Raw genomic sequence first — 15,921 nt, 5'->3', positions numbered from 1 at the left:
GGCTCTCTTCCCATCACACTGCAAAGGTCTGAGGCGGTACGAGGGGGCAGGGGGCGTTTACTTGTTGACCGGCCGTTACCTCGGCCACACGAGTAGACGAGCACGAGCACACGTACAGGATTGCGAGCACCGGTGCAGAAGAAGCGGTCTCGGAAGAACGGCACCGCCAGCGCCGACGGACCCGCCAACGCAGGACGGCGCGTCCGCGTCCGCCGCAGGCTGGTCATCGGTGTGGCAGTCGCCGGACTCACCGTCCTCGCGGCCGGCGCACCCGCCGTCGTGTCCGCCACGAGGGAACTGAACGACTCACAGCGCCTGGTCACCCTCGCGGAACAGACGCAGCACACCCTCACCCTCACCCACCTCCTCGGCGACGAGCGCGACGCCGTCGTCGAATACGTGGCCAAGGGCCGGCCCGGAGCCGCCAAGGCCCCCGTCGACGAGCGCACCGCCCGCACCGACCGGCAGATCGCCGAAGTACGGGCCGAAGCCGACGAGGAACTCGCCCGCGCCCTCGCCAAGGTCCAGACGGTCCGCGCCGAGGCCGTCGACGGCAAGGGCACCGCCCTCGCCGCCCACCAGGCCTACGCCGGCGTCCTCGGCGAACTCTTCGCGCCGGGAGACCGGCTCGTCGAACTCACCCCGCCGCGCGCGGAGGCCGCCCTGGCCACCACGCGCCCCCTGGCCCCCCTCGGCCAGGCCGTGGAACAGGCCTCCGCCACCCGCGGACTGCTGCTCGCCGCGCTGGCCGTCCCCCGCGGCGAGCAGCCCCCCAACTCGGCCCTCGCGGACGAACTCACCGCCGCCTCGCAGCGCTCCCGCGTCCGCGAACAGGCCGCCCTCGACGACTTCGCGCGCATCGCCCGGCCCGACGTACGGCAGACCCTCGCCGTCACCGTCACCGGCCCCGAGGTCAAGACCGCCGACGACTTCCTCAAGCGGCTCACCGACCGGCCGACGCTGACCCCGGCCGACCGCAAGGTCGACGCCGGCGCCGTCGGCACCGCCCTCACCGCGCGCATCGACCGCATGCGCTCGGTGGAGTCCACCCTCGCCGGCACCCGCGCCGCCGCCCTCGCCGCCCAGCGCGACGACGACGTCACCCGCCTGGAACTCGTCGTCGCCGGACTCGGGGTGCTCTTCCTCTTCGTCGTCGGCTTCTCCACGGCCGTCGCCCGCTCCCTGACCCGGCCGCTGTCCGTGCTGCGCCGCGGCGCGGAACGGCTGACGACCGCCGAGGGCTCGACCGAGCCCGTGCGCTTCACCGGCCGCAACGACGAGTTCGCCGAGGTCGTCCGCCACCTCAACGCGGTGCGCGACCAGACGGTCTCCCTCCACACCCGGATCGCCGGACTCGACGCCGACCGCCGCCGCCTCATCGGCCGCAACGAGGCCCTCGCCTCCGGCCGCGAGGAACTGGAGAAGGAACTCACCGCGCTGCGCGCCGGCCTCGAAGAACACCGCCGCGTCATGTCGACCACCTCGGTCTCCCTGTCCCTGCGGACCCTCGGCCTCGTCGAGCGCCAGCTCGCGGTCATCGAGGAACTGGAATCCAAGGAAGGCGACCCGGACCGGCTCGCCACCCTCTTCAAGCTGGACCACCTCGCGACGGTCATGCGCCGCCACAACGAGAACCTGCTGGTCCTGGCCGGGCAGGAACACGGGCACGGACAGACCCTGCCCGTCCCGCTCGTCGACGTCATGCGCGCGGCGGTCAGCGAGATCGAACGCTACGAACGCGTCGACCTCGCCACCCTCCCCTCGTACACGCAGATCGCCGGACACGCCGCCGACGACATCTCGCACGTCATCGCCGAACTGCTGGAGAACGCGACGACGTTCTCGCCCCCGGACGCCAAGGTGAAGGTCTCCGGCTGGCTCCAGGACTCCGGCGACGTGGTGCTGTCCGTCGTCGACTCCGGCATCGGGGTCACCGGCGACCGCCTGGAATCCCTCAACGCCCGCCTGTCCACCCCCGAGGCCTACGACGAGGAACCGGAATCCGAGCACGGCCTCGGCCTCGGCCTGTACGTCGCCGGACGGCTCGCCGCCCGCCACGGCGTCACCGCCGAGCTGCGCGCCGCGCGCCACGGCGGTACCGAGGCCCTGGTCGTCGTCCCCGCGACCCTGCTGCCGACCGCCCCGCCGGCCACCCCGGTGCACACCCTGGCCTCGCCGGACCTGCCCGCGTACCAGCTCCCCGGCGCCGTCGCCGAGGCGAACGAGAACACCCTGCCGCCCCGCCTGCGGCCCCAGGCCGAACCGGACGGGGCCGACGCGGTCGACGCGCCCGCCCAGGTGACCGGTGCCGACGCGGTGACCGGTGCCGACACCGTGGCGGGACCCGACGCGGTGGCCGCCGACGAGGCGCCCGCCCGGGTGGTGTCGCTGGCCGAGGCCTTCGACACCGAGACCCCGGCCCCCGCCGCCGAACCGGCCACCCCCGACGAGGAACTCCTCGCCCGGGTCGTGCCCGACGCCGACACGATCGAGGGCTTCGAGGGCTTCGAGGGCTTCGAGGGCTTCGACGCCGGTGAACCGCACCCGGCCGATCAGCTCACCACCGCCTCCGCGCCGGAGCCCGACGCGGCCCCCGGGAGCGGGGCCCCGGCCAACGCCGAGTTCGAGCCCGCGAGCACCGAGACCGCGTCCGCCGAGCCCGCCCCGGCGTCCGCCGACGGGGACACCCCGGTCCGGGTCGTCCCGCTCGCCGAGGCCTTTGACCCCGACGCCCCCGCGGACCTGCCCCCGGCCGAGCAGGTCTTCACCGTGCCCGCCCCGGCAGCCGAGGCCCCGGACGCGCCCGGAGCCGGCGAGGAGCTCCTCGCCCGGGTCGCCGCCGACGCGGCCCCGGACGCCTTCGCGGAGGCGGACCCCGGCCCCGAGGACACCGGGACGGAACCGGACGCCGCCGCGCGGGTCTCCGTACCGGACGAAGGACTGTCGCTCCTCGCACAGCCCTACACCGTCCCCGCCCCCGACACCGAACAGCCCGCCCACCGGCGGGCCGACGCCGACGACCACTTCGTCCCCCGCCAGGGCAGCCACCCCGGACACGACGCCGAGACCGCCCCCCGGCGCCCCGTGACCGAGGCCGTCACCGACAAGGGACTCCCCAAGCGCACCCCGCGCGCCTCGGCCGGCCCCGCCCGCCCCGCGAGCCCCGCCGAGACCCGCCCCGAACCGCGCCGGGTGGACGCCGAGGAACTGCGCCGCCGCCTCGGCGGCTTCTACCAGGGCGCCCAGGACGGGCGGCGCGTCGTCGCCGCCGAACTCGCCCAGGACCAGGACCAGGACCGGGACCAGGACCGGGGGCAGGGTCACACCGACCAGGGGGACACCGCACAGGAGGCACGCACATGACCGCGCCCAGTACGTACGGACTGAGCACCCAGGCCCGTAACCTGCAGTGGCTGCTGACCGACCTCGTCGAGGAGGTGCCCGGCGTCAACTCCGTCGCCGTCGTCTCCTCGGACGGCCTCCTGCTGCTCTCCTCCGAGCCAGGAACGGACACCGCCCCGCAGGACCGCCCCAAGGGCCCCCGCGGCGCCTCCGCCGACCTCGCCACCATCGTCTCCGGACTCGGCAGCCTCACCACCGGCGCGGCCGCTCTCATGGAGTGCGGCTCCGTCAAGCAGACGATGGTCGCCATGGAGAACGGCTCCGTCTTCGTCATGGCCATCAGCGACGGCTCCCTGCTCGGCGTGCACGCCACACCCGACTGCGACATGAGCGTCGTCGCCTACCACATGGCCCTGTTCGTCGGCCGCGCCGGCCACGTCCTGACCCCCGAAGTCCGCAGCGAGCTGCGCCAGTCGATGGAGAAGACCCCGTGAGGAGTACGGCCTCCGACCGGCTGCCGATACGCGGCGCCGACCGCCGCCCCGCCCGCGTCCGCCCGTACTCCCTCACGGGCGGCCGGACCCGCTTCACACAGGTCCTGCTCGTGGAGACCTTCGTCGCCGCCCTGGACACCAGCACCCCCCAGACGGCCGACCGCATGCCCGAGATGCGCGCCATCGTCGAGGTGTGCCGCCGCATGCGCACGATCGCCGAGATCTCCGCCCTGCTGAAGCTCCCGCTCGGCGTGGTCCGCGTCCTCGTCAGCGACCTCGCCGACCAGGGCCGGATACGCGTCTACGGCACGGGCCACGGCACCGGCCGCCCCGAACGCGCGCTGCTCGAAAGGGTGCTCAGTGGTCTTCGCCGTCTCTGACCCGGCCGCCCTGGTGGACGACGAACCCGTCCAGCCCTGGCAGTACGACCGCTCCCGCGCGCCCGTCGCCGTCAAGGTGCTCGTCGCCGGCGGCTTCGGCGTCGGCAAGACCACCTTCGTGTCCTCCCTCTCCGAGATCACCCCGCTGCGCACCGAAGCGGTGATGACCCAGGCCGGCGTGCCCACCGACGACCTGACCGGCACCCCGGACAAGAGCACCACGACCGTCGCCATGGACTTCGGCCGCGTCACCCTCGCAGACGACCTCGTGCTCTACGTGTACGGGACGCCGGGCCAGGAACGGTTCTGGTTCATGTGGGACGACCTGGTGCGCGGCGCCATCGGCGGCCTCGTGCTCGCCGACACGCGCCGCCTGCGCGACTGCTTCCCCGCCCTCGACTACTTCGAGAGCTGCGGCCTGCCGTACGCCGTCGCCGTCAACCACTTCGAGGGCTCCCGCTCGTACGAGCCGGAGGACGTCCGCGAGGCGCTCACCATCCCCGACGACGTCCCCGTCGTGATCATGGACGCGCGGCGCCGGGCCACGGTCGTCGAGTCGCTGCTGACCCTGGTGGGCCACGCACTGGACACGACGCCCGCATAGGGCCGCCCGCCTGCCCGCCTGCCTGCCCGGTCGGCGTCGGCATCACCGCCGGTGCCGGCATCACCGTCATGCCGGGGAACCTGCCCTCCGCACAGCACGAATGGAGAACGTGAGATGCGCAAGATACTTGTCGTCGGGGCCGGCCAGTCCGGTCTCCAGCTCGCCCTCGGCCTCCAGGCGAAGGGGTACGAGGTCACCCTCATGTCCAACCGGACCGCGGACGAGATCCGCACCGGACGGGTCATGTCCACGCAGTGCATGTTCGACACCGCCCTCCAGCACGAGCGGGACCTCCAGATCAACTTCTGGGAGCAGCAGGCCCCCAAGATCCGCGGCCTCGGCGTCTCGGTCGCCGCCCCCGACGGCTCCCGCCCCATCGACTGGCTCGGCCGCCTCAAGGGCCACGCCCAGTCCGTCGACCAGCGCGTGAAGATGGCCGGCTGGCTCGACACCTTCACGCAGCGCGGCGGGCAGCTGGTCATCCACGGGGCGTCCGTCGCCGACCTCGACTTCTTCTCCCGCACCTACGACCTCGTGCTCGTCGCCGCCGGCAAGGGCGAACTCGTCTCGATGTTCGGGCGGGACGCCGCGCGTTCCCCCTACGACGCCCCGCAGCGCGCCCTCGCCGTCTCCTACGTCCACGGGCTCGGCCCGCGCCCTGAGCACCCGGACACCGAGGCCGTCCGCTGCAACCTGGTCCCGGGCGTCGGCGAACTCTTCGTCATGCCGACCCTCACCACCACCGGCCGCGCCGACATCCTCTTCTGGGAGGGCCTCCCCGGCGGCCCCCTCGACGTCTTCAAGGGCGTCAACGACCCCGGCGAGCACCTGGCACTGACGCTGGAGCTCATGGAGAAGTACACGCCCTGGGAGCACGCCCGGACCAAGGACGTCGAACTGACCGACGCCGGCGGCACCCTCGCCGGACGCTACGCGCCCGTGGTCCGCAACCCGATCGGCCGCCTCCCCGGCGGCGGCCTCGTCCTCGGCGTCGCGGACGTCGTCGTGGCGAACGACCCGATCACCGGCCAGGGCTCCAACTCGGCAGCCAAGTGCGCCGCCTCGTACCTGTCCTCGATCCTCATGCACGGGGACAACCCGTTCGACGAGGCCTGGATGAAGGCGACCTTCGACAAGTACTGGTTCACCACCGGCAAGCCCGTGACCCAGTGGACGAACGCCATGCTGGGCGTCCCGCCGGAGCACGTCCTGAACCTGATCGGCGCGGCCGGGCAGCTCCAGCCCGTGGCGGATCGTTTCGCCAACGGCTTCGACAACCCGGCCGACTTCGACTCCTACTTCTACGACCCCGAGGACACCGCCGACTACCTCGCCGAGGTCACGGCCGCTGCGGTCTGAAGCCCCGGCCCCGAGCCGGGAACGGCGTCCGGTTCGCTGTCGGGCTCGGCATCCGATTCCGAGTCCGGTTCCGCGTCCGGTTCCGCACCGCGCCCGGCGGCCGGAGCCACCTCGGCCGAGTAACCGGAATCGTCCCCCGCCGTCGCGCCCCCGGGCAGCGGCGGCGGGGTGAACTCCGCCAGCGGACTCCCCTCCGGATCCGGCCGCACCGCCCCCAGCAGCGGGTTCGCCGCGATCGGCGACACCTTCACCCTCGCCCCCGGCCGCGGCGCCTGGATCACCTTGCCGTCCCCGATGTACAACGCCACGTGCGTCGCCTTCGGGAAGTACACCACCAGGTCCCCGGGCCGCAGCCGGTCCAGCGGCACCCGCGGCAGCTGCGCCCACTGCTCCTGACTGGTCCGGGGGATCGACCGGCCGGCGTGCTCCCACGCCTTCGAAGTCAGCCCGGAACAGTCGAACGACCCCGGCCCCTCGGCCCCCCACACGTACGGCTTCCCGATCTGCGCCGTCGCGTACCCGAGCGCCGCGCCACCCGCCGCCGTCGGCGTACCCGTACGGGCGGGCAGCCGGCCCGAACCGACCAGCTCCCGCTGCGCCCCGGCCGTCACGGCCTCCTCCCGGTCCCCCAACCGGGCCAGCTCCTCGGGCGTGAGCGCCGCCAGCAGCCGCTCCACCTCCTTGAGCCGGCCCGCGACGTCCTCCTGGTGCCGCTTCTGCTCCGCGGCGAGGGCCCGCTGCGCCTCCAGCGCCTTGCGCGCCCCGGCGGCGAGCGCCCCGGCCCGCTGCTCACCCCGCTCCAGCCGCGCCACGACCCCGGCCCGCCGGGCCCCTTCACGGGCGGCGAAGTGCCGCTGGTCGACGGCCTGCTGGGGGTCACCGGAGAGCAGCAGCCGCAGGTACGGGGAGAACTCCCGCGAGCCCTGGTACTGCTCCCGGGCCAGCCGCCCGGCGGCGGCCTTCTCGGCACCGAGGGCGGACCGGGTCCGGCCCAGCTCGGCGGCCAGACGCCGCTCCTCGTCCTGGCGGGCCTTGAGGGCGACCTCGGTGGCGTTGTAGGCCTCGCTGGCCTCCTCGGCCTTCTGGTACAGCCCCTGCAACCGGACCAGCAACTCACCGACGGGCTCGGCCCGAGCCGCGGGCGGAGCGCTCACGGTGGCCAACACGGCACCGACGCACGCGAGACGAAGCAGTCGTTTTGTCATGAAATCACCTCCGAGACCCCCGATGCTGCCACGCCCGGTACGACGAATCCCCCACTGGAGTCGGCCGAGTCCAGGCCGGTCATCCGTTCGGCGGGGGTGGGGGCGGGGCGGGGTCGGGGGGCGGCGGGGTTCTAGCTGGTCCGTATCGGGGAGGGTTTGGTGGTTTCCCGTCAGTCTCATCGTCTCTCCGGGGTGGACCGGTCCCTCAAGGGCGCTCCCTGCGGTCGCGTCGCTTCGCGATGGCCTTCGGCCACCCTTGACCGACCGCCCCACCCCGGAAAGCCGAAGACAGCCGGGAACCCCCCAAAAGAACGGTCACGGGGACGGATAAACAGGAGCGGCCCCGTCAGCGATGAGCCGAGGGGCCGGGGGTCGGCCGACCGGGCACACGGCCCCCTCGCGCCCCCTTCCGGGACCAAACCCGAGCCCTACCCACCCGAAATGACGACCAGGACGTCCTGGGGTGCAGTCAGGCGCATCTGATCGCTACGCGCTCCTCATTGCTTAGCGTCAGCGGTCCGTCTAGGGCTGGACATAGACCGCAGGAGGCATCTGTTCCCCCGGTGTCGTCTCAGCGGCTGACGACCGGCCGTGGTCACTTTCACGGGCAGTCTGGGGTCTTTTCTGCCGGGGGGTTGTCGCCACAGGAGTACAGGCGGGCGGTAGCCGCACGTCAAGGGTGATGGGTGGGGCGTGTGGGCGGTCTATGTCCAGCCCCAGACGGTCGTCGGACGCTAAGCCGAGAGGAGCGCGTAGCGATCCGATGCGCCTGACTGCACGCCAGGCTGATGTGGTCGTCATTTCGGGTGGGTAAGCCAGGAGCCCGGTCCCGGAAGGGGCCGCGAGGGGGCCGAATGCCCGGTCGGCCGACCCCCGGCCCGTCGCCTCATCGCTGAGAGACCCGCTGCTCTGACTCTTCCCCGTGACCGTTCTTTTGGGGGGTTCCCGTCGGTCTTCGGCTTTCCGGGGTGGGGCGGTCGGTCAAGGGTGGCCGAAGGCCATCGCGTAGCGACGCGACCGCAGGGAGCGCCCTTGAGGGACCGGTCCACCCCGGAGAGACGATGAGACTGACGGGAAACCACCAAACCCTCCCTGATCCGGCTGAGGGGAAACCCGGCCCCCCTTCACCCCGCCCGGCCTCCTCCGGCCGCCCATGTGGGACCCCGCCCGCCGACCCCGCCCGCCCCCTATCCCCTCAGCAGGCGCGACTTCGCCGACGTGAACTCCTCCGGGGTGAGTAGCCCTTCCCGGGTCAGGGCCGCCAGCTGCATGAGTTCCGCCGCCAGGCCCGAGCCCGCTGGGGGGAGTTCGGACGGGGCCTGCGGGGTGTCCGGGGTGCTGCTCGGGGCCGTCTCCGGGGCCTTGCGCCGCTCCGCTTCCGCAGCCCCCGCCCCCTCCGCAGCCGCCTCCGCTGCCTCCCCCTCTTCCTCCTCCGGCTCCGGCTCCGGCTCCGGCTCCCCCCAGACCCCCCGGTCCTCCTCCATCCATTCGGCGGGGCCTTCCCCCGCCTCCGCCGCCTCGCCCTGGGTCCACTCCGCGGCGCCCGCCGCGCGGCGCAGGAGGCCGCGGAGCAGGGGGTGGCCCGCCGGGCGGGATGCCGCCGACACCTTCACGCCGACCGGTCTGATGAACATCACGCGACCTCCACCCGCTCCGCCGGGATCCGGACCGAGCCGACGATCCGCCCGCCCGCGGCGCGTACGGCCACCGCCGCGTCCTGCGCCCACACGTGCTCGACGACCAGGAGCAGCGCGCAGCTGCCCCGTTCCAGGAGCTCGGCGGCCTCCCGTACGTCCTCGGGTCCGATCAGGCGGGCGACGTCCCGGCCGGCGAGCAGGCCGCGGAGTTCGACGAACTCGTCGAACTCCGCGGCCAGGACCTCTCCCGCGGCCGTCTTCGTCGTGACGAGCCCGTCGATCAGGCGTACGACGCCGGTCTTGCGCAGCCCCGTCACGGCCTCGACGGCGGAGACCCGGAGCTGCTCCTCCGGGAAGGCGAGGACGATGAATTCCACAGGTCCCATGGCGCGGCGGCCCTTCTTCGCTGACTGACGCCGTCCTGACCGTTTCTGACGACTCTTCGGCACACTATGACATAAGCGGACATACCATCCGCTCCCTTGCTACGTTTCCCGGTATGACCGCTCTGACGGCGAAGGTGACGGAGCCCGCTCCGCCCCCGCCCCCCGACGCCCGCGCCCCCAAGGGCCGGGGCATCGAGCTCACCCTCCTCGCCGGCGCGGTCCTGATCTCCGTACTGGGCTACCTCTCCGTCGGCGTCGCGGCCACCGGCCGCCTCCCCCGTCCCGCCGGCCAGTACGCCGCCGGCCTCGGCGGGGCCGCCCTGCTCGCGCACGTCGCCGTCCGGCTCAGGGCCCCGTACGCCGATCCGCTCCTGCTGCCGATCGTCACGCTCCTCAACGGTCTCGGCCTGGTCCTCATCCAGCGGCTCGACCTGAGCACCCCCGGGGAGCAGGCCGCCGGGGACCAGTTGCGCTGGTCGGGGCTCGGAGTGGTGCTGTTCGTGCTGGTGGTCGTGCTGCTCCGCGACCACCGGGTGCTGCAGAGGTACGCGTACCTCTCCGTCGCCGCAGCGCTCGCGCTGATGCTCGTCCCGGTGTTCTTCCCGGCCGTCAACGGCGCCCACATCTGGATCCGGTTCGCGGGACTGTCGTTCCAGCCGGGGGAGTTCGCCAAGATCCTGCTCGCCGTGTTCTTCGCGGCCTACCTCGCCGCGAACCGCACCGCGCTCGCGCTCACCGGCCGCCGCCTCTTCTGGAAGCTGCGCCTGCTGCCCGGGCGGGTGCTTGGGCCGATCCTGGCGATCTGGCTGCTGAGCGTGGGACTGCTGGTGCTGGAGCGGGACCTCGGCACCTCGCTGCTCTTCTTCGGGCTCTTCGTGATCATGCTGTTCACCGCCACCGGGCGGATCGGCTGGATCGCCATCGGCCTGCTCCTGGCCGCCCTCGGCGCCTACGCCGTCGGGACGTTCGAACCGCACGTGCACAGCCGCGTCGACGACTGGCTGAATCCTTTCGCCTCGATCGAACGCGGCGACGGCCCCGGCCAGCTCGCCCAGTCCCTCTTCGCCTTCGGGGCCGGCGGACTGCTCGGCGCGGGCCTCGGGCACGGCCAGTCCTTCCTCATCGGCTTCGCCGCCAAGTCGGACTTCGTCCTCGCCACCGCCGGGGAGGAGCTCGGGCTCGTCGGGCTCACCGCGATCCTGCTCCTGTACGGGCTCCTGGTGTCCCGGGGCTTCCGGGCCGGGCTGGCCCTGCGCGACCCCTTCGGCAGGCTGCTCGCGACGGGACTGGCCTCGATCGTCGCCCTCCAGGTGTTCGTCATCGCGGGCGGCGTCACCGGTCTGATCCCGCTCACGGGCATGGCGATGCCCTTCCTGGCGCAGGGCGGCTCCTCCGTCGTCACCAACTGGATCATCGTCGCCCTGCTGGTCCGGCTCAGTGACAGCGCCCGCAGGCCCGAGCCGCAGGAGGCCCCCGCGTGATCCGCTACATCCGCTGGTGCGCGTACTTCTGCGCGCTGCTGCTGGTCGCCCTGCTGGTGAACATCGCCCGGGTGCAGGTCTGGGAAGCCGCCGCCTACGGGGCGAACCCGGCCAACAAGCGCCCCGCCATCGGGCGGTACGCCGAACCGCGCGGGGACATCCTCGTCGACGGCCGCCCCGTCACCGGCTCCCGCGACAGCCGCCAGGTGCTGCGCTACGAGCGGACCTACACCGACGGCCCCCTCTACGCGCCCGTCACCGGCTTCTCCTCCCAGGCGTACGGGACCAGCTTCGTGGAGCGCGCCGAGGACCCCGTCCTGTCGGGCACCGACCCGGCCCTCTCCGCCTTCCCCCTCTGGTACGAGCTCTCGCGCGGGCGCCCCGGCGGCGGGAACGCCGCCACCACCGTCCGGGCCGCCCTCCAGCGGGCGGCGTACCGGGGCCTCGCGGGCAAGCGGGGCGCGGTGGCCGCCCTCGAACCGGGGACGGGGAAGATCCTCGCGCTGGTCAGCAGCCCCTCGTACGATCCGGCGCTGCTCTCGGGCACGGGCCGGCGGGTCGAGGAGGCCTGGGCGCGGCTGAACGGGGACCCGGCCCGGCCGATGCTCAACCGGGCGCTGCGCGAGACGTACCCGCCCGGATCCACCTTCAAGATCGTGACGGCCGCCGCCGCGCTGGACGCGGGGGTGGTCACCGACGTGGACGCGCCGACGCGGACGCCGGACCCGTACCCGCTGCCCGGCACGCACACGCTGCTGCCGAACGCGGGGACGGGCTGTGAGGACGCCTCGATGGCGGAGGCGGTGCAGTGGTCCTGCAACACGGTGATGGCGAAGATCGGGGTCCAGGTGGGGCTGCGGCGGATGGCCGAGGCGGCGGACCGGTTCGGTTTCAACGACGCGGGGCTGCGGGTCCCGTCGTGGGTGTCGCGGTCGAACTTCGACACGGACATGAGCCAGGACCAGCTGGCGCTGTCCTCGATCGGCCAGTTCAACACGAGGGCGACGCCGCTGCAGATGGCGATGGTGGCGGCGGCGGTCGCGAACGGCGGGGAGCTCAAGTCCCCGTACCTGGTGGAGCGTACGACCCAGGACGACGGTTCCCAGGTCAGGCGCGGGGATCCGCGCACGCTGGGGCGGGCGATGAGTCCGGCGACGGCGCTGCGGATGCAGGAGCTGATGGTCAAGGTGGTGGAGGACGGCACGGGCCGCAATGCCGCGATCAAGGGGGCGCGGGTCGGCGGGAAGACGGGTACGGCGCAGCACGGCGTCGGCAACGCGGGTACCCCGTACGCCTGGTTCATCGCCTGGGCCCGGGCCGAGGGCGCGCCGCAGCCGGCGGTGGCGGTCGCGGTGGTGGTCGAGGACGCGGCGGCGGACCGCGGGGGCATCAGCGGCAACGGCGCGGCGGCCCCGATCGCGCGGGCCGTGATGGAGGCGGCGCTGTCCACGGGGTGAACGGTGGCGCGGGGCCGGGAACTCCCGCGCGCCGGACGGGGCGCCCCTACCCTTCGGCGCCCTCCTCGACGGTGGCTTCGACCTCCGCCACCCGCTCGCGTTCCTCGGCCGCGAAGCGCTCGCGGTCGAGGGCTTCGGCGATCTCCTCGTCCTGGTTCATCAGGAGGTCCAGGTTGGAGTCGCCCATGTCGAAGACGCCCATGTCCAGATAGGCCTTCTGGAGGCGTTCGCCCCACAGCCCGATGTCCTTGACGCAGGGCACGATCCGGCTGAACAGCAGTCTGCGGAACAGGTGCAGGAACTCCGACTGCTCGCTGAACTCCTCCGCCTCGTGCCGCGGGACGCCGAAGTTCTCCAGTACCTCGACGCCGCGGAGCCGGTCCCGCATCAGGTAGCAGCCCTCGATCACGAACTCCTCGCGCTCGCGCAGTTCGGCGTCGGTGAGCTGCTTGTAGTAGTCGCGCAGGGCCATCCGCCCGAAGGCGACGTGGCGGGCCTCGTCCTGCATGACGTAGGCGAGGATCTGCTTGGGCAGCGGCTTGTCCGTCGTGTCGCGGATCATGCCGAAGGCGGCCAGCGCCAGTCCCTCGATCAGCACTTGCATGCCCAGGTAGGGCATGTCCCAGCGGGAGTCGCGCAGGGTGTCGCCGAGCAGCCCCTGGAGGCTGTCGTTGACCGGGTAGAGCATGCCGACCTTCTCGTGCAGGAAGCGTCCGAAGATCTCCGCGTGGCGTGCCTCGTCCATGGTCTGGGTGGCGGAGTAGAACTTCGCGTCGAGGTCGGGCACCGATTCCACGATGCGGGCCGCGCACACCATGGCGCCCTGCTCGCCGTGCAGGAACTGGCTGAAGTTCCAGGCGCTGTAGTGCCGGCGCAGTTCGCCCTTGTCGCGGTCGGTCATCTTGGCCCAGTGGCGGGTTCCGTACAGGGTCAGGACCTCGTCGGGGGTGCCGAGCGGGTCGTACGGGTCCACCTCGATGTCCCAGTCGATGCGCTTGGCGCCGTCCCACTGCTTGTCCTTGCCCTTCTGGTAGAGCGCGAGGAGCCGTTCCCGGCCGCCGTCGTACTCCCAGCTGAAGCGGGCCGAACCGGAGGCGGGGATCTGCCAGACACCCTCGCCCGGGTCCTTCGTGTAGAGCTCGTGCGTCGACACTGACGCCTCCTCGTCTCACGTACTTCCGTACAGGACTGGACGGTTGGAGCGTCACACGTTGGTAGACGCGGGGTCAACAAGTCGTGCGCGGGGGATTGACGACCTTGCTGACAGGCAGTCTCATAAGGGGAGACCGCCGGTAACCCCCGACCACGAGGTGCCCGAAGCCATGACCACCGTGACGCAGCGAGCCGCGCTGAGGGACGCCCTCGGCGAGCTGAAGGACCGCGAGCAGATCGCCGAGCGCCTGCTCGAATCCTCGGCCAAGCACTCCTTCGACCCCGACAAGGAACTCGACTGGGACGCCCCGACGGTCGAGGGCAAGTACTACTGGCCGCCCGAACTGCTCTCCCTCTACGACACCCCGTTGTGGAAGAAGATGGGAGAGGAGCAGCGCATCGAACTCTCCCGGCACGAAGCCGCGGCCCTCGCCTCGCTCGGCATCTGGTTCGAGATCATCCTCATGCAGCTGCTCGTCCGGCACATCTACGACAAGTCGCTGACCAGCAACCACGTCCGCTACGCCCTCACCGAGATAGCCGACGAATGCCGGCACTCGATGATGTTCGCCCGCATGATCCAGAAGGGCGGAGCCCCCGCCTACCCCGTCTCCCGCGCGAACCACAACCTCGCCCGGATCCTCAAGACGGTCTCCACCACCCCCGGTTCCTTCGCCTGCACCCTCCTCGGCGAGGAGATCCTCGACTGGATGCAGCGCCTCACCTTCCCGGACGAGCGCATCCAGCCCCTCGTGCGCGGCGTGACCCGCATCCACGTCATCGAGGAGGCCCGGCACGTCCGTTACGCCCGCGAGGAACTGCGCCGCCAGATGCTCACGGCCCCGCGCTGGGAGCAGGAACTCACCCGCGTCAGCTGCGGCGAGGCCGCCCGCGTCTTCTCCCTCGCCTTCGTCAACCCGGCCGTCTACGACAACATCGGCCTCGACCGCCGCGAAGCCGTCGCCCAGGTCAAGGCCAGCGGCCACCGCAGGGAAGTGATGCAGACCGGCGCCAAGCGCCTCACCGACTTCCTCGACGACATCGGCATCCTGCGCGGAGTCGGCCGGAAACTGTGGAAGAGCTCCGGCCTCCTGGCCTGAGGGGCGTCGTCTACGCTGCGGGCATGACCGTACGCGCCTACCGCAGACTGAGCGTCGAGGAGCGGCGTGCCCAGCTCCTCGACGCGGCCCTGTCGCTGTTCGCGCACCGGGCGCCGGAAGAGATCTCCCTCGACGACGTCGCCGAAGCCGCCGGAGTCTCCCGCCCGCTCGTCTACCGCTACTTCCCCGGCGGCAAGCAGCAGCTCTACGAAGCCGCCCTGCGCTCCGCGGCCGACCTCCTCCAGCTGTGCTTCGCCGAACCCCAGGCCGGCCCGCTGACCCAGCGCCTGTCCCGGGCCCTCGACCGCTACCTCGCCTTCGTCGACGAACACGACGCCGGCTTCGCCGCCCTCCTCCAGGGCGGCAGCGTCGTCGAAACCTCCCGCACCACCGCCACGGTCGACGGCATCCGCCGCGCCGCGGCCGAGCAGATCCTCCTCCACCTCGCGGTCCCCGACCCGGGACCGCGGCTGCGCATGATGGTCCGCACCTGGATCACCGCCGTCGAAGCGGCCTCCCTCATCTGGATCGACGAGGGCAAACAGCCGGAGGTCGCCACCCTCCGAGACTGGCTCGTCGACCAGTTCATCGCCCTGCTCACCGCGACCGCCGCCACCGACCCGGAGACGGCCGCCGCCGCGCGGGCCGCGCTCGCCCTGGAGTCGGCGGACGGCCCGGTCGGGGTCCTCGCCCGCCGCGTGATCCCCGTGGTCTCCGAGGCCGCGCACCTGCTGTGACACTGGAGGGGTGAGAAGCGAACCCACCCCGTTCGAGGGCGGCCCGATGGACGGCCGGGTCCTCCCGATCCTCGTCGGCCCGACCGGCCACCCGCCGAAGTGGTACGAGATCCCCGTCCCCGACGCGGACGGCGGCCCCCCGACGGTCCTGCTCTACGAACGCGTCCCGGCGGGCTACTCCAAGCGCCTGGGCCTCCAGAAGGGCTGGAAGTACGCCTTCACCCCGACAGGCATCAAACCCAAACCCCGCTGGCCCTGGACCAAACCCACCCCTTGACCCCGGCCTCAAGGCCGACCATCTCTCGGCGGATGCCGGGGTCGGGGCCGGGGTGGGGTGTCGTCCGGGACTAAAACGTGATTTGTTGGCGCCCTGCCCCGACCACCAAGGCACTCCGGACAAGGCGCCATAAATCATGCCCGTCCCGGACGACACCCCACCCCCGCCCCCGCCCCCCCCCCCCCCCCCCCCCCCCCCCCCCCCCCCCCCCCCCCCCCCCCCCCCCCCCCCCCCCCCCCCCCCCCCCCCCCCCCCCCCCCCCCCCCCCCCCCCCCCCCCCCCCCCCCCCCCCCCCCCCCCCCCCCCCCCC

14 protein-coding genes are annotated in these 15,921 nt (G+C 72.6%); 10 read left to right on the top strand and 4 right to left on the bottom strand.

Translation table 11 applies throughout. From position 1 onward, the window contains the following. The first annotated feature begins 132 nt into the window (after positions 1 to 132). The 5 genes from AC07B0_RS07565 (at position 133) to AC07B0_RS07545 (ending at position 6,179) form a co-directional block, all read left to right on the top strand. Positions 133 to 3,363: a sensor histidine kinase gene (locus AC07B0_RS07565; RefSeq protein ID WP_469376831.1), complete on the top strand. Its 3,231-nt coding sequence runs from the start codon at positions 133 to 135 to the stop codon at positions 3,361 to 3,363. Further along, positions 3,360 to 3,836, top strand: a complete 477-nt coding sequence (locus AC07B0_RS07560; RefSeq protein WP_356875672.1) for a roadblock/LC7 domain-containing protein — start codon at positions 3,360 to 3,362, stop codon at positions 3,834 to 3,836. Before AC07B0_RS07565 ends, AC07B0_RS07560 begins: the two co-directional genes overlap by 4 nt. Continuing rightward, positions 3,833 to 4,216, top strand: a complete 384-nt coding sequence (locus tag AC07B0_RS07555) for a DUF742 domain-containing protein (protein WP_356875670.1) — start codon at positions 3,833 to 3,835, stop codon at positions 4,214 to 4,216. The genes AC07B0_RS07560 and AC07B0_RS07555 overlap by 4 nt, the downstream gene beginning before the upstream one ends. Beyond that, positions 4,197 to 4,820 (top strand): GTP-binding protein, encoded by a 624-nt coding sequence (locus tag AC07B0_RS07550; RefSeq protein ID WP_356875668.1) that lies wholly within the window; start codon positions 4,197 to 4,199, stop codon positions 4,818 to 4,820. The genes AC07B0_RS07555 and AC07B0_RS07550 overlap by 20 nt, the downstream gene beginning before the upstream one ends. Positions 4,821 to 4,934: 114 nt before the next feature. Beyond that, positions 4,935 to 6,179: a styrene monooxygenase/indole monooxygenase family protein gene (locus AC07B0_RS07545; RefSeq protein ID WP_356875666.1), complete on the top strand. Its 1,245-nt coding sequence runs from the start codon at positions 4,935 to 4,937 to the stop codon at positions 6,177 to 6,179. On the opposite strand, the gene AC07B0_RS07540 is transcribed toward AC07B0_RS07545, so the two are convergent. The 3 genes from AC07B0_RS07540 to AC07B0_RS07530 all read right to left on the bottom strand — a co-directional run bounded on the left by AC07B0_RS07540 (position 6,146) and on the right by AC07B0_RS07530 (position 9,407). Beyond that, positions 6,146 to 7,384 carry a C40 family peptidase gene (locus AC07B0_RS07540; protein ID WP_469376834.1) on the bottom strand — a complete coding sequence of 413 codons (1,239 nt, stop codon included), beginning with the start codon at positions 7,382 to 7,384 and terminating at the stop codon, positions 6,146 to 6,148. The two genes, AC07B0_RS07545 and AC07B0_RS07540, sit on opposite strands and share 34 nt — an antisense overlap. 1,187 nt (positions 7,385 to 8,571) lie before the next feature. Beyond that, positions 8,572 to 9,018 carry a hypothetical protein gene (locus tag AC07B0_RS07535; protein WP_469376836.1) on the bottom strand — a complete coding sequence of 149 codons (447 nt, stop codon included), beginning with the start codon at positions 9,016 to 9,018 and terminating at the stop codon, positions 8,572 to 8,574. Beyond that, entirely contained in the window at positions 9,018 to 9,407 is a 390-nt protein-coding gene (locus AC07B0_RS07530; protein WP_356875660.1) for a DUF6325 family protein, read from the bottom strand. Before AC07B0_RS07530 ends, AC07B0_RS07535 begins: the two co-directional genes overlap by 1 nt. A gap of 113 nt (positions 9,408 to 9,520) precedes the next feature. On the opposite strand from AC07B0_RS07530, the gene AC07B0_RS07525 reads away from it, so the two are divergent. Both AC07B0_RS07525 and AC07B0_RS07520 read left to right on the top strand, forming a co-directional pair. Further along, positions 9,521 to 10,888 carry an FtsW/RodA/SpoVE family cell cycle protein gene (locus tag AC07B0_RS07525; protein ID WP_478897270.1) on the top strand — a complete coding sequence of 456 codons (1,368 nt, stop codon included), beginning with the start codon at positions 9,521 to 9,523 and terminating at the stop codon, positions 10,886 to 10,888. Beyond that, entirely contained in the window at positions 10,885 to 12,345 is a 1,461-nt protein-coding gene (locus AC07B0_RS07520; RefSeq protein WP_478897269.1) for a penicillin-binding transpeptidase domain-containing protein, read from the top strand. The genes AC07B0_RS07525 and AC07B0_RS07520 overlap by 4 nt, the downstream gene beginning before the upstream one ends. A gap of 46 nt (positions 12,346 to 12,391) precedes the next feature. Here the strand turns inward: AC07B0_RS07520 and AC07B0_RS07515 are convergent, their stop codons facing one another. Next, positions 12,392 to 13,498, bottom strand: a complete 1,107-nt coding sequence (locus tag AC07B0_RS07515) for a ferritin-like domain-containing protein (RefSeq protein ID WP_478897267.1) — start codon at positions 13,496 to 13,498, stop codon at positions 12,392 to 12,394. Between the two features lie 169 nt (positions 13,499 to 13,667). Here AC07B0_RS07515 and AC07B0_RS07510 point away from each other — a divergent pair, with 169 nt between their 5' ends. Genes AC07B0_RS07510 through AC07B0_RS07500 form a run of 3 tightly spaced genes read left to right on the top strand, consistent with a single transcriptional unit; the run spans position 13,668 to position 15,611 of the window. Further along, positions 13,668 to 14,597: an AurF N-oxygenase family protein gene (locus AC07B0_RS07510; protein ID WP_356875652.1), complete on the top strand. Its 930-nt coding sequence runs from the start codon at positions 13,668 to 13,670 to the stop codon at positions 14,595 to 14,597. A 23-nt stretch (positions 14,598 to 14,620) separates the two neighbouring features. Continuing rightward, positions 14,621 to 15,334, top strand: coding sequence for a TetR/AcrR family transcriptional regulator (locus tag AC07B0_RS07505; protein ID WP_356875650.1), 714 nt, complete (start codon positions 14,621 to 14,623; stop codon positions 15,332 to 15,334). 10 nt (positions 15,335 to 15,344) lie between these two features. Then, complete coding sequence (locus tag AC07B0_RS07500; RefSeq protein ID WP_356875648.1) at positions 15,345 to 15,611, top strand: hypothetical protein; 267 nt, start codon at positions 15,345 to 15,347, stop codon at positions 15,609 to 15,611. Positions 15,612 to 15,921: the final 310 nt, after the last annotated feature.

The sequence above is a fragment of the Streptomyces sp. NPDC044704 genome, from assembly GCF_056433525.1.
The sequence above is the reverse complement of the archived record's forward strand: the minus strand, read 5'-3'. Positions and strand labels throughout refer to the sequence as shown.